A 13,342-nucleotide genomic window follows, 5' to 3' on the forward strand; every position below is an offset into this window, starting at 1 on the left:
GCAACTTAGAGGGAATCTCTGAATTTCAGGGAGCCTAGCGATTTTGCCTTTCCCGAAACTCAGCTTTTCTTTCGTCAGGCAGGCAGTCAAAACAAGTTTCATAGTTTACAGGCTTATATTTATTCCTGTATTTAGGGCAGAGATTCATACCACTGAGACTTGCAAAATGGCAGCGTTTGCAGAGCACAATTGCGTTTGTCAGAGACTCGCATTCTTCCTCAGCTTTTTTAGTTTCTTCTTCAATTAATTCTTTAATTCCGGTTTCTTCTAGCCATTCATGATAAAGCTTCTTGAAATTACTTTCTTCTGAATCTTCAAGAAGAATTTCAATAAATTGCTCCTCAAGTCCTGATGGTCAGGTTCGGTTTCATGCACAGTTGAAGCTTTATGCCAGGTCGGATGGCTTTTGTGACGGTGTTTGCCGGTAGGGATAGAATCGAATTTCCGGTACCTTTGCTGTAAACCTCCCTGAACCTGGTATACGCAGCACTGTAAATCTCTGAGCTAACCTGCGAAGTAGAAAAATACCTGGGAATGTGAACACATAGAGAGTCGGAAGATCCGCACCATTCACAGGTCTTACCTTTTAGAAACTCGGCTCTTTTTTCTTTCCATTCCTTTGTGCTGCGTTTCAGAACCATTTTAAGAGAACTGACTAAAAATAGACTATTTTTACTTAGCGAAGATAAGATAAAAAGTGTTGGTAAGAAGAAAAGTGTTGGTAAGAGAAAAAGTGTTGGTAAGAAGAAAAGTGTTGGTAAGAAAAAAGTTTTGGTAAGAATAAAGTTTTGGTAAGAAAAAAGTTTTCCAAAACTGAAAGTCCAGGAAGGACAGATATTTTGAAATTATAAGGCTTCATTACCCTTCATTACTGAAACAGATAATATATTTTGTCCCCTGATTCCTTTTAAGCTCTATACACCCGCCTATTTGTTTGGCAAGAATATTCACAAGCTGGAGCCCCAGGGAGTTGGTATTTTGAAAGTCGAGTTCTTCGGGAATTCCTATTCCGTTATCGGCTACTGTAAGTATGTAACGGAAATTATTGTTTATACAGTCCTTATAATCCGTATAGTCCCCCTCATATGGACAGTATTTCTCCGAGCATGAAGTCCCGTACTTTGCAACTAAAGTTTCAGCTTTACAAAAATTTATGCTGATTTCGCCTCTTTTTCCCGCGGGAAAAGCATGCTTCAGGGAATTTGAAACGATCTCATTTACAATAATTCCAAGAGGGATGGCAGTACTCATACCCAAATAAACCTGTTCAAGGCTCAATTTGAGGCTTATATTCCTGTTTCCTACATTATAGGAATTGAAAAGATCTGTTGTTAGTTTTCTTAGGTAGTCTGAGAAATCAAAAGCATCCATATTTTCACTCTCATGAAGTCTCTCATGGATCATCGCAATAGATTCGACTCGATTCTGGCTCTCTCTAAAGGCTTCGAGTACCTCTTTATCTTCAAATTTTTCTGCCTGCAGGCTGAGGAGAGATGAGATTACCTGGAGGTTATTTTTTATGCGATGATGGACTTCTTTTAATCGAATTTTATCTATTTTTTCCAGAACTTCTTCATCTATTTTGCGTTCAGTGATATCATAAACCAGACCCTGAAACTTTCCCGAACTTTCGGATTCATCCGAGATTCTCTGGATAATCTCACGAACCCATTTTATCTCCCCGTCTTTTTTCTTTATCCGATATTCGCTTTCAACGATAGAATTAAGATTTAACTTTAGTTTATCCTCTTTTTTAGAAATAACAGAGCGGTCTTCAGGTATTATTATTTCCTGCCAGTCAATTTTTCCAGAGAGGAAATCCTGCTTTGGATAACCTGTCATTTCCTCAACAGGACCATGGAGAAATATCAATTTAAAATCCTTATTAAACTGAAATCCAATTCCCTGAAGATTTTGCATATAGGAACTATAACTGTCTGGCCCATCTTTGGGATTGTCTTCTTCCTCAGCATTTCGATGTTCAGTCAGGTATCTCTTGCCTACCATCCTGCAAATATGACCATACTCGTCCCCAAAGAAAATGGCTTTCTGCCTGAAATCTTCTTCTCGGTGTTTAAGCTCCCTGAATAAAAGACTGCAAGGTTCTTCGAACCCAACATCTAAGATTGCTTTATAGACCAGATAAAAAGACAATAATTTAAAGAAGAGACCTATAATGCTCGGAGCCTCGCCCATTTGACTGTCGAATGCAAATAACAATGACATGAAACCCGTAAGGACCAGGGAGGCTGAAAGTAAACTGAAAACTTTTTCTTCGAACCTCTCCCTGACAACATACAGGAGAAAAAGTGAGCATAGAAGCATGAAAGGAATTAAGTATCCACTTGCTACTTTGAATTGAGTAAATCCTGAACTCTGGAAATAAGAATCCGAGAAATTTGCAGAAAAAAAGATTGAAATCAGGCAGGCAACACTAATTACTGCATATACAAGAAATGCCTTCAAGGCAAAAATTGAGCTTTCAAGGGTTTTGATATTTCTCTCCTGGTTCTCTCCAGTGCGTATCAAAAACAGTGGAGCTACCAGAAAAGAAGTACTTTCCAGGAATCTTGCAACGATCCAGAACTGAGCATTCAGGTTTGTATCAAACCCGGGAAATACTCTCAAGTGATGGAATGCAAGTGTACTTAGAAAGTCGAAACTTCCGACAAAAAAGTAGCCAACTCCCAATATCAGAAGGTATCGATTCTCCAGACGGCTTCTTGACTTCCATATAATTAGGAATATCATGTATGCAAAGTAAACGCTGAATAATTCTATTACTATATGGAAAAGGAGGTAATTGTTAAGGCTAATTAGATAAAGCAAAATGATTATGGTCATCCAGACCATTAATTCATAGAAGTCTATATTTAGTGTGTTTTTCCTTACATCTGCTATGTTCATCAATTACCCCCCTTGAACTTAACATCTTAAGAATTCATGAGCTTCATATAAGACTGAATGTTTATACTTACAAAGTGACTTTAACACCAAGTAATAATGTTAATATTGAATAAAGGATTTTAATATCGAATAAAAGATTTTAATATCAAGTAAAGGATTTTAATATTGAGTTATGCTGAACTTAATGCAATTTTAGATTTGAATCACCTGCAAAATAACTGAACCGGAAGAGTAAAAAGCATTGCACAAAAGAGAATAAGAAGAAGCATGGAGGCATTATCCCCTTTTTATTGTATTCCCCAATACAGCAAGTGCAGACAAACACTCCCCACGCGTACCATTTAGAGAAGGATTATCAACGCCCTCCAGGCAATTGTTTACTTGTTCACACTCAACTCACTTCCCAATTCAAAAAATATAAAGAGCATAAATTATTTTAAATTAATTATTCAAAAAATTGCCCATAAGTAAAAAATAATTTGGCTTAAAAAATTTTGCACACCTGATAAAATTTATTGTTAAACTAAAACAATAAAAAATATTTTAAAAATGATTAGCCAATCAGTTAGATTTTGTGCTCCCTATATTGCTAAACAGAATAATGAATATCGTCCTCTTACTTTTATCAAGCTCGATACAGCCGTTTATTTGTTCAACAAGGATGGTTACAAGCTGAATCCCAAATGAATCAGTTTCGAAAATCTATCTCTTCAGGGATGCCCTTGCCGTTATCTGTTACCGTCAGCACAAAGGGTAGATTTTCTTTTTTCTCCGAGTCTCTCTTTCGCAGGAATTTTCTGTTGAGACCAAGTATTCAGCTCGATAGAGTGTTATACTGATTTCCCTTCCTTTTCCTGAAGGAAAAGCATGCTTAAGAGAGTTTGAAATCAGTTCATTGAAAACAATGTCAAGTGAAATGTCAAGTGAAATTACAATGTCTATTCCCAAATTAATTTCTTCAATATCCACAGTTGAAGATCTCATCAAGCAGAAAAGTCATAATACCTTCAATATTCTGCAAGGATGGACTGCAACCTTTTTCATAAATATATAACTTTTCATCTGTAGATTCACTTCCCAATTCATCCATTTTTACTCCAAGCATTCTGTAAATACAGGTGAATTTAATCAGATCCCATTCTCCACAACATGACAGGCAAGTAGCTAGAAAAATAAATATTTTCAAATTTTTACTATTTCCTGGGTTCCATTTCAAAGAGGAGTAATTATATAAATTTTAAGCTTAAATTTTATATCTATACGTTTAAGGGCTTGAACATAGATACTATAAATTAAAACATTGCTTGCCTTATCAATTAATCCAGTTCGGAAAGGGGTTGAGGGACAAATGGCACTTTTTGAAGACCGGGTGGATGCCGGGAAAAAGCTTGCAAAAGAACTTTCGAAATATGCAAATCGCTCAGATGTGTTGATACTTGCGCTCCCACGCGGTGGGGTTCCGGTAGCATTTGAAGTTGCAAAGGAACTTAATGTAAAAATGGATGTGTTTATAGTAAGGAAGCTGGGAGTACCCGGAAATGAAGAGCTGGCAATGGGAGCGATCTCTTCTGACAATGTCCTTGTGTTGAATGAAGACATTGTCAGTTCTTTTCAGATATCTGAAAAAGTAATTAATATGGTATCTGAGAATGAGCTCAAGGAACTTAAACGCAGGGAACGCATTTACCGTGGAGATAGGCCTAAGCCAGAGATTAGCGACTCGACTGTGATTTTAATAGATGACGGGCTCGCTACAGGTGCGACAATGCGTGCAGCTGTATCTGCTATTAAAACCAAAAACCCGGCTAAAATAGTGGTTGCAGTACCCACGGGTGCACCGGACACGTGTGAGCTTTTCAAAATGGAAGTAGACGAAGTAATATGTATAGCCACCCCTGAACCTTTCTATGGGGTTGGAGCCTGGTACGGAAACTTCAGTCAAACCACCGATGAAGAGGTCTGCAAACTTCTGGATAAAGCAAGAGCCCTTCCGGCAAGATAATCGTAATGTTCAACATTTAAAAATATGATGTGATATTTTTCAGACGCAGGTATACAATTAATAGTGAAACCTTTTTGGGGGGTTGGCATGGGTGAATTAGTAAGTAAAGGTAAAAGTAGTGAAATACAAATTCCAATCGATTCTATTATACTTGAAGGAAACCTCACAATTCCTGAAGGAACAAAAGGAATTGTTGTTTTTGCACACGGCAGCGGGAGCAGTCGTTTTAGTCCTCGGAATAGGTATGTTGCGCAGGAACTTCAGAAAGAAGGCCTTGGAACACTGTTATTTGATCTGTTGACAGCTGAGGAAGAGAGAATTGATATGATAACTGCGCACCTCAGGTTTGATATTGACATGCTTGCAAACCGGCTTGTTAACGTAACAAACTGGCTTTTAAGCAATCCTGATACTAAAAATCTTAATATAGGTTACTTTGGTGCCAGTACGGGAGCTGCAGCCGCACTCATAGCTGCAAAAGAGCATGCGAATATTATAAAGGCGGTAGTTTCCAGAGGAGGAAGGCCTGATCTGGCTGAAAAAGCCCTGCCGGATGTAAAGGCACCAACACTACTTATTGTAGGTGGAGAGGATTATCAAGTAATAGAAATGAATCAGTGGGCATTAGACCGATTGAAAGCAGAACAAAAAGAACTTAAAATTGTTCCCGGAGCAACTCATCTTTTTGAAGAACCGGGAACATTAGAACAAGTCGCAAATCTGTCTGGAGAATGGTTTAAAAGACATCTTCGAGAAGAAAAATAATAAGCAAATAAATAATAAGCAAATAAATAATAAGCAAATAAATAATAAGCAAATAAAACTGATAAGCAGTATATTTGACAAAAGTAGTTTTAATTAGTTTTCAAATAGACTGCTAAGCATTATATTTGACAAAATTAGTTCTCAATACACAGTATTATTTTTTTACAATTTATAGAAAATGAAATTGTAATCAATGAAATAAAGACTTTTCTCGTGATTTGTCAGTTTAAAAAAACCCAAGCGTTTTGCCTTATTGGAAATATATTACATGAAGGATGTACTCTGTATTTGGAGCTGCATCCATAATACATTCATAAGACGCGGTTGGTGGGGTACTCGAAAGATAACCAGTATATATTCCTACCGATGTGTAGTAACCAGCAAGTTCTCCATATTTGGCCATGAGTTTATCTTGAGTAGTTCTCTCACCATCATATAGAATGACAAGATCTTTTGTATCATCAGGAAAATAGGTATGGTCTTGAAAATTGGTCAGGAAGAGTTTAAACTTAGGGTTATAGCTTTGAATCTGTGTTAACCAGAGATCACGCTCCTTGTTGCTGGCATGATTAGGGTTTCCTGTTAATTTCCACTCCATATCAATATTTACACCTATGACACTTTTGTGATGACCGTATCTCGAAAGTACAATATCGATCAAATCAGCTACATCAACCTCATTAGGTTGAATTGAAAGAATTACCTTCAATCCGTCTCTATCGAATCTATCCAGATAAGGCTCAACTTTGTCAGTCTGATTATAACTGTAAATTTTTCCATTTTTTTCAAAAGGAAAAGGCACATATGTGAGTTTACTTTCATGTGCCTGAGCGACGACCAAGTCAACTACTGCAGATTTACCTCCAAACTGTCTCGCAGCTTCAGACCAGTCTTCAGCAGGCTTCGAAAAATTACAATTATTCCAGACTCCTTGGAAACATGCTGGTCGTGGAGGAGTGACTGAGGCAAAATAAAACAGAATTATGAAAAAAATTAAGAGTGTCGATCCCAATAAAATGTATACCATACTGTCTTTCTTAATTATCTCACCTCAATAATCCGCGGACCGAATTGTATTTTCAACCCTCTCCCTGTTAGATAGCACAGGTAAAGGTAACTGATCGTTACAACTTTAATTGTTGAGTAAACCAAAACATAAGGAATCAGCATTGGCAGTAATTTTTTGTCTTTTGAAAAAAGTGAAGCAGTGAATACGATGAATATCAGCACAGGAAGAATGGAGTATGAGAGCCCACGCAGAGATATCAGCAGGAGATTATCGTATTGAAGAAGCAAATAGGGCAGAAACATAACCAGAATAATGGAACAAACTCCAATGATGTAGCCCAAGTAATTGAGTACCATCCATGCATTCCTCATTGCCCAGTGTCTATGAAGCCGCCATACCTGGAGATTGCCGTACCACCACCGTTTCCTTTGCTTATACCATGCCCTGAACGTTTCAGGTGCATTCGTGTAAACTTTGGCTTTTGGTTCTCGGATAATTTTCATGGATTTTTTAAGGGCTTTTATCGTAAAATCTGCATCCTCAACAATCGTCTCGTCACTGAATCGAACAGATTCACATACCTCGCGCTTGACAGCAGTGAGCGGGCCGGGACAAACAAGAATATTACCACTTAAACTCTGAAGGTACCGAGTTATCTCCTGTTCTATAAGATACTCAATCATCTGGAAGTACTTCATAATTCGCTTTTTTCCCTGACTATTATGGATAAAAACATTTCCTGCTACTATCTGCGCGTCATTATTAGTGATGAGACATTCTACTAATGAACTCACTGCATTGGCTGACATGTACGAATCAGAGTCCGTAAAGATTAGAATATCCCCTTTTGCATCTTCAATTGCTCGATTGAGAGCATTGGCCTTTCCTACATTCGCCTTAAGATCAATAAATTTCACCGGATATTTTAAAACGATCTCTGCAGTCCGATCAGTGGAACCATCATTTACAACTATTACTTCCATTTCACCGTTATAATCCTGATTAAGGATCGACTCAAGGCATGAACCTATCGTTTTTTCCTCATCATATGCCGGAACTATAATAGAAACCAATCCATGATACCCAGTATCCTGAATATTCTGAGGTTGACAGCTATTTTTACTCCTTCTTATGTTCCAACCGGATAAAAATTTCCATATAACAAAAAACGAAAGTGGTAGCAATGAAGTTATGATAAAGAACCAGAAATAGACTACCATAATTTTGTTGACTTCAAGACTTCCAATGGCAGGGTTACCACCTTTCCATGTCCCCACAGGAATAATTGCAAGTACAACTCTTCCTACAGATTTATATTTTGTCATCTGAGATATGCCAGTGATCACGTCTTTTGGGGTATTTACCTCAACATCATCCATTCTGACGGTTATATTTTTTTCGTCTGTTGAAGACAGATAGTCAATGAGGAACTGGTTCACATATGGATTCCAATCCATTGCATGGAGAACAATAGTCTGAGGATGATCTTCCCTGATTTTTGCAGATGCCGCCTGGAATCGAGGATCATCAAAACTTTCCATTGTACGCCAATTCCATGTATATTCATCTATGTGCGTTCCATTTGTTTTCAGGGAAGGCAGTCTTGTTGCAACTTTCGTGCTCTCTATTGCCTGTCTCACTGATGGATCTGTCGGTATTCCATAGATATCAAAAGGGGAAATGAACACTCTCGGGACGAGTCCGGCCTTTTCAAAGACCAGCTTTCCTTTTTCAACATTTTCTTTTGCCTGGAAAGGCTTCAGGGTGGAATAGTTTTCATGTTCCCATCCGTGGACCCCCATAATAACTCCCCTATCCTGTGCGTTTCTCAGCGCATTGAGAAGTTCCGGCTCATCCAAGATAGTTATTCTTCCGAACATAGCATCGTTTAAGTGATTGACTTCTGTACAAAGGAATACTCCTAGAGGAAGGGTAATTAATATCGCCAAAAAGAATGAGATAAGTGGTACCTTTTTTTTAAAAATTAGCTTATTAGACAAACCAGGGAATTTTTTTTCGATCATCCCTGCCTCCTTTTGAGTAAACCTGACATTAGATTGATTTACCACGTAATTTTCTTGAGATTTTTCAAAATCCGCAAGCTGTTTCTTGCTCACCCATGATCCCCCATAAGAAAAGCCCAATATTAAATTGAGATATAGAATCAAGTAAAATAAATCGAATTGAATATAACTATTTTTATATTAATCAAAAATATAAAATAAATAGATTTTGAAGCATTTGTTCTAAAAAATTGTTCTAAAAAATTGTTCTGAAAAATTGTTCTGAAAAATAGTATATCTTAGAGAAAAATAACAAAGAATGATTAAATAGAAGTACGTTGGTGATTTCATTCCAGACAGGCTTTTATTTATAATGGAACAAGGAAAGAAAAAGTCCAAATAAATATTATAAATAGATTGGCGGGAAATATTCCCGCAAAAATTAGAGGTAAATCACAATTCTACAAATATACTTTGATCCACCTCATCAGTCATCTATTGCGTGCAAGATATACTTCGTATTCGGGGCTGCATTCATAATGTTTTCATTAGATGCTGTTCGGGGAGTATTTGAAGAATAACCTGTGTATATTCCAACTGAGGTATAATGACTTGCAAGATCCTGGTATTCTTTCAGGATCTCATTCTGAGTACCTTCGCCATCGTACAGGATAAAAAGATCTTTTGTGTCATCAGGGAAATAGGTATGGTCTTGAAAATTGGTCAGGAAAAGTTTATACTCAGAGTTATAACTTTGAATCTTGGTCAACCAGAAATCACGCTCCTTGTTGCTGGCATGGTTCGGGTTTCCTGTTAATTTCCACTCCATATCAACATTTACACCAATAACACTCTTATGATGGCTATATCTCGAAAGTACAATATCAATCAAATCAGCTACATCAGCCCCATTAGGCTGAATTGAAAGGATAACTTTCAAGCCTTCATCATCGAATCTGTCGAGGTAAGGTTCAACTTTGTCGGTCTCGCCATCACTGTAAATGTATCCCTTCTTTTCAAAAGGAAATGGCAAGTATGCGAGCTTGTTTGCATGCGCTTGAGTAACGACCAGGTCGACCACACCATCTTCACCTCCAAATTTCTTGGCAGCTTCAGACCAGTCTCCAGCAGGTTTTGAAAAATCACAATTATTCCAGACACCTTTCAAAGGCCCATTTGCCAATATTATACTATCTGTCGATGCCTCGTTATTTGTAAGTATTTTATTTGCTTCGGCATTTTTTTGAGTGACGTGGTCAGGTACAACAGCCTTGTTAATGGTTGAACCTAATGCAGCCGGCGCGGTTGTTAAAATAAGGCATGTTACCAGGAATAGGGTTCCCAGCTTTCTTTTTAGCATCGTATCACCTTTGGGTTGGGTTTTTAGAATTTAAGTAAATTTAAAAATATTGAGAAAATTATATTTTCCCCAAAGCCGATACAGTTGTTAAAATAAAGTTGTCACTAGAAATAAGGTTCCCAGCTTTCTTTTTAGCATCGTATCAACTTTGGGTTGAATTCTTATAGGGACTTAAGTGAAATCAAAACACATACAGTAAAAGTAATTTTTCCCAAATATTTTTCAAAATTCCATATTACGTACTCGTAATACTTACTTTTCCGAACTAATCTAATCAGGTAGGGATTTTTGAATTCTTCAACAGAATTCCCTGATCAGGTTGGCTCTATACGGGTTTTAAGATTCCTATTACGTCTGCGTAATATTTTTCGAGCCGATCCAATTAGGTTCTCTGCGATTTAGTGAGATGGATACATTGCACACAGAGTATCCACTCTCCAATAACGTATAGGGATTAGTCACTGGAGACGGCCGGAAACAAGAAACTTTGGCTTCTATAAATCAAAAATGCTACTGACCACAGAATAGTAGCCTTCTGGTCAATATCATCTATTTATCTGCTACAGCCTTTAGCCAGATCAACTCTCCTTTTTAAAAAGGTTTGATTCACCATTATTGAATTTCTGAGTTGACACACCTGGTTATGTGACCTTGTTATAAAATATTTTTGGTATTTTAATAAAGAAATTTACATAGTTTGTGGTTAAAGCAGCAAACCCCCAGGAATTAGCTTGAATTTCGAAAACTTCATCTCTACGATTTCTCCCCTGTATCTATTTGTATTTGAGAATAGACACCATAAAATTATCTAATCCAATTATAAAAATAAATAGTAATAATAACTCAAGTATATTAATTGCAGGCAGAAAGCTGAAAACGGAGTTAAAAAGTTCCAACAAGGATAAACATAAAAGTGATAAAAAAGAAAAAACCACTGTAAAATCCCCTGAAGCGGGAAATACAGGTTAATTTTAAGTTCGAGAACTTTATAGAGCTTCTATAGATGGAAAACTTAAACTGGAGATCAGGGAATAATGTGGATCCTTGAAAGACCTGAGACATTTCTGACTATCTATAAATATGGTCAAATCTCCAGTGAAAAGTTAATGATATCTTGTAACTACTCAGCCTATAAAAAACAGAATCAATAGCCATCTTTATTAAAATTTAATAAATAAATTTCTGCAAATTGATTTTCTTAAACTGTTGGCGATTAACTGCGTTGCTTCCTTTTCCATAGGTTATTTTTCGGAGTCTTCGTTTTCACTAGAATCAAAATCAACAGACATGTTTTGATAGGCTTAATAGTTACGATATCTTATCTATATCAACTCAGGCAGGAGATTCCTTGTTCATGATATAAGCAACCATTTCAGGATCGATTTTGTTTTCCCTTGAAACTTTTGCTTCAATATCTTCATTGGATTTACCTTCGATTCTCATTTCTTTTATTCTTTCAATAACCGAAGATGGAACGGTGTAGTATTCGTTTATATCCTTTCTGTGGCCCCAGACATCACCTTCGAGAAGCTGGATTTTTTGCAGTTCAAGGAACATCTCTATGGACTTTGAGATTGTGCCTAGGTAGGATTTCGGTAACTGAATTACTTCAATCTTAGGGCAGGTTTCAACCAGTCCAAATACATCCTTGTTCGAAGGCCTGAAAGCCAGGTGAACAATGCGTTCATTAGGATTCAATGTAAAGATTTCTTCTCTTGAGCTAACTACTCTGATTTTCATGTTTTTCCCCCCACTATGAAATTGTTATGTTTTTATTGATAGAAGTTACTTTCACTGACTATAAATGTTTATCTTATAGTCCAGTTATTTTTTATACAGTATTCGGTATCTCCTGCTTCCGTAATTTTCTGCAATTAAACAAATGAACGAACAAAGTGAATGAATTGTTGTGATTCAAAGGCTGGAATTAGCCAGCTGGGAGAATTGTTAGATTAAAGTTGATGTTAGTTAACGGAAATATAGTGAAATAATATGTACTTCAGAATATTTAAGAAAATATTAGCAAATATACATGAATAAGTAGGAAAAATTATATATCATTTGGATCTTACAGACTGAAGTTATCATATATGGAGAACAGCTCAAAAAGTTTACCTTTGTAAATAAAATACTGTAGCTCAGATAATAATTAAATTAGTTTGGAAATAGAAGCTAATCAAGTTAGTTTAAAAATAGAATTTTTTGAGTATTAATTACTTAAACGTTAATTAAATTCAGGATAACTAGTTATTTGATAATCGACTAAACAAGCTAATAGACCAAGAAACTTCATCAATACCAGAGAACTTTATTGGGGTTTTGCCTTGCAGGAAACAAAAAAAATTATGTTGTTGATATTAGCAGTATTACTTTCACTTCAAGCTATCACTTGCAGTGCTTCTGCTAAAACTATTTATGTAGAGCCTGGAAACTCGATTCAGAAAGCGGTAGATAATGCTCATTCCGGAGATACAATAATCGTAAAACCGGGGACATACAATGGAGACATTGAGATCTCAACTGCGAATATAACTATAATGTCAAGCAGTCCATATAAAGCAATAATTAAAACTAAAGGCGACGCTTTTAATATTTATGAAAGCTACGTTACAATAAAAAATTTTGACATAAGGGGCCCAGGGAAATCTTCAGGTATTTGTTTTTCATTTAGTCGCAGCGAAGGTACTAACGGTGCTTTTTACTGCACAGTCCAAAATAACAAGATATCTAACTTTAGCATGGCTGCAGATGTTGGTTTCTATCTGTACAGCGGAAGCGAGTATATTCTTGATAATGAGATTTACAACTGCGAAACAGGAGTATACGCCTTTGATCTTATGTTTGAAGATATGACAGTTAGTGGAAATCGAATTACAAGCTGTGACAATGGACTATATCTTGTTGATGCTCCATGTACCATTACCAATAATAATTTTAACAATACAGTGAATGTAAATATCGGTGATGGAACCGTAAACATTTTCAACATTACGAAAACAAGTGGAGAAAACATTGTAGGCGGCTCTTATCTGGGAGGTAACTACTGGGCAACCCCTTCAGGTAACGGCTTTTCACAGACACACTCCGATAAAAATGGAGATGGCTTTGCAGACGAACCATATAAATTGGAAGGTTCTGGTTATGTTGATTATCTACCTCTCGTACCTTTAAATGCCTCATTTGTTGCTTTTTCGGAATCTCCTGAGCAGGAAGAGTAACTTTGAAAACTTAGTTTACTTATAAAAGTATCAATCATCCAACTTCATAGAAACAAAGTGAAGATACCGAATTGAAAG

Annotated in this window: 11 protein-coding genes; 3 read left to right on the forward strand and 8 right to left on the reverse strand. The window is 36.6% G+C overall.

The genetic code is table 11. The annotated features are described in order from the left end of the window. Positions 1 to 341 precede the first annotated feature (341 nt). The 4 genes from MSBRW_RS23690 to MSBRW_RS24000 all read right to left on the reverse strand — a co-directional run bounded on the left by MSBRW_RS23690 (position 342) and on the right by MSBRW_RS24000 (position 3,997). Entirely contained in the window at positions 342 to 641 is a 300-nt protein-coding gene (locus MSBRW_RS23690; RefSeq protein ID WP_230669834.1) for a hypothetical protein, read from the reverse strand. A gap of 217 nt (positions 642 to 858) precedes the next feature. After that, positions 859 to 2,907: an MASE3 domain-containing protein gene (locus MSBRW_RS17105; RefSeq protein WP_011306531.1), complete on the reverse strand. Its 2,049-nt coding sequence runs from the start codon at positions 2,905 to 2,907 to the stop codon at positions 859 to 861. A 741-nt stretch (positions 2,908 to 3,648) separates the two neighbouring features. Next, positions 3,649 to 3,855 carry a sensor histidine kinase gene (locus tag MSBRW_RS17110; RefSeq protein ID WP_196298008.1) on the reverse strand — a complete coding sequence of 69 codons (207 nt, stop codon included), beginning with the start codon at positions 3,853 to 3,855 and terminating at the stop codon, positions 3,649 to 3,651. A gap of 10 nt (positions 3,856 to 3,865) precedes the next feature. After that, a complete protein-coding gene (locus MSBRW_RS24000; protein WP_268990270.1) occupies positions 3,866 to 3,997 on the reverse strand; it encodes a hypothetical protein in 132 nt (43 codons plus the stop codon). 258 nt (positions 3,998 to 4,255) lie between these two features. On the opposite strand from MSBRW_RS24000, the gene MSBRW_RS17115 reads away from it, so the two are divergent. Both MSBRW_RS17115 and MSBRW_RS17120 read left to right on the forward strand, forming a co-directional pair. Further along, positions 4,256 to 4,909 carry a phosphoribosyltransferase gene (locus MSBRW_RS17115; protein WP_011306530.1) on the forward strand — a complete coding sequence of 218 codons (654 nt, stop codon included), beginning with the start codon at positions 4,256 to 4,258 and terminating at the stop codon, positions 4,907 to 4,909. An 87-nt stretch (positions 4,910 to 4,996) separates the two neighbouring features. Next, positions 4,997 to 5,674, forward strand: coding sequence for a dienelactone hydrolase family protein (locus MSBRW_RS17120; RefSeq protein ID WP_011306529.1), 678 nt, complete (start codon positions 4,997 to 4,999; stop codon positions 5,672 to 5,674). Positions 5,675 to 5,924: 250 nt separating this feature from the next. Here MSBRW_RS17120 and MSBRW_RS17125 read toward each other — a convergent pair whose 3' ends face one another. The 4 genes from MSBRW_RS17125 to MSBRW_RS17140 form a co-directional block, all read right to left on the reverse strand. Further along, on the reverse strand, positions 5,925 to 6,515 hold the full coding sequence (locus MSBRW_RS17125; protein ID WP_155398490.1) for a hypothetical protein: 591 nt from the start codon (positions 6,513 to 6,515) through the stop codon (positions 5,925 to 5,927). A gap of 200 nt (positions 6,516 to 6,715) precedes the next feature. Next, positions 6,716 to 8,800, reverse strand: coding sequence for a bifunctional polysaccharide deacetylase/glycosyltransferase family 2 protein (locus MSBRW_RS17130; RefSeq protein WP_011306527.1), 2,085 nt, complete (start codon positions 8,798 to 8,800; stop codon positions 6,716 to 6,718). 373 nt (positions 8,801 to 9,173) lie between these two features. Next, positions 9,174 to 10,046, reverse strand: a complete 873-nt coding sequence (locus MSBRW_RS17135) for a hypothetical protein (RefSeq protein WP_011306526.1) — start codon at positions 10,044 to 10,046, stop codon at positions 9,174 to 9,176. 1,332 nt (positions 10,047 to 11,378) lie between these two features. Then, positions 11,379 to 11,786, reverse strand: a complete 408-nt coding sequence (locus MSBRW_RS17140; protein ID WP_011306525.1) for a DUF1699 family protein — start codon at positions 11,784 to 11,786, stop codon at positions 11,379 to 11,381. Positions 11,787 to 12,370: 584 nt separating this feature from the next. Here MSBRW_RS17140 and MSBRW_RS17145 point away from each other — a divergent pair. Next, positions 12,371 to 13,264, forward strand: coding sequence for a NosD domain-containing protein (locus MSBRW_RS17145; RefSeq protein WP_011306524.1), 894 nt, complete (start codon positions 12,371 to 12,373; stop codon positions 13,262 to 13,264). The last annotated feature ends 78 nt before the right edge of the window (positions 13,265 to 13,342 follow it).

Source organism: Methanosarcina barkeri str. Wiesmoor, assembly GCF_000969985.1.
In the GTDB taxonomy this organism is placed as follows: domain Archaea; phylum Halobacteriota; class Methanosarcinia; order Methanosarcinales; family Methanosarcinaceae; genus Methanosarcina; species Methanosarcina barkeri_B.

Excerpts from the sequence above, each read along its gene's own strand:
- MSBRW_RS17140 (WP_011306525.1), bottom strand. The coding sequence starts at position 11,786 with ATGAAAATCAGAGTAGTTAGCTCAAGAGAAGAAATCTTTACATTGAAT.
- MSBRW_RS23690 (WP_230669834.1), bottom strand. The coding sequence starts at position 641 with ATGGTTCTGAAACGCAGCACAAAGGAATGGAAAGAAAAAAGAGCCGAG.
- MSBRW_RS17120 (WP_011306529.1), top strand. The coding sequence starts at position 4,997 with ATGGGTGAATTAGTAAGTAAAGGTAAAAGTAGTGAAATACAAATTCCA.
- MSBRW_RS17115 (WP_011306530.1), top strand. The coding sequence starts at position 4,256 with ATGGCACTTTTTGAAGACCGGGTGGATGCCGGGAAAAAGCTTGCAAAA.
- MSBRW_RS17135 (WP_011306526.1), bottom strand. The coding sequence starts at position 10,046 with ATGCTAAAAAGAAAGCTGGGAACCCTATTCCTGGTAACATGCCTTATT.
- MSBRW_RS24000 (WP_268990270.1), bottom strand. The coding sequence starts at position 3,997 with ATGGATGAATTGGGAAGTGAATCTACAGATGAAAAGTTATATATTTAT.
- MSBRW_RS17105 (WP_011306531.1), bottom strand. The coding sequence starts at position 2,907 with ATGAACATAGCAGATGTAAGGAAAAACACACTAAATATAGACTTCTAT.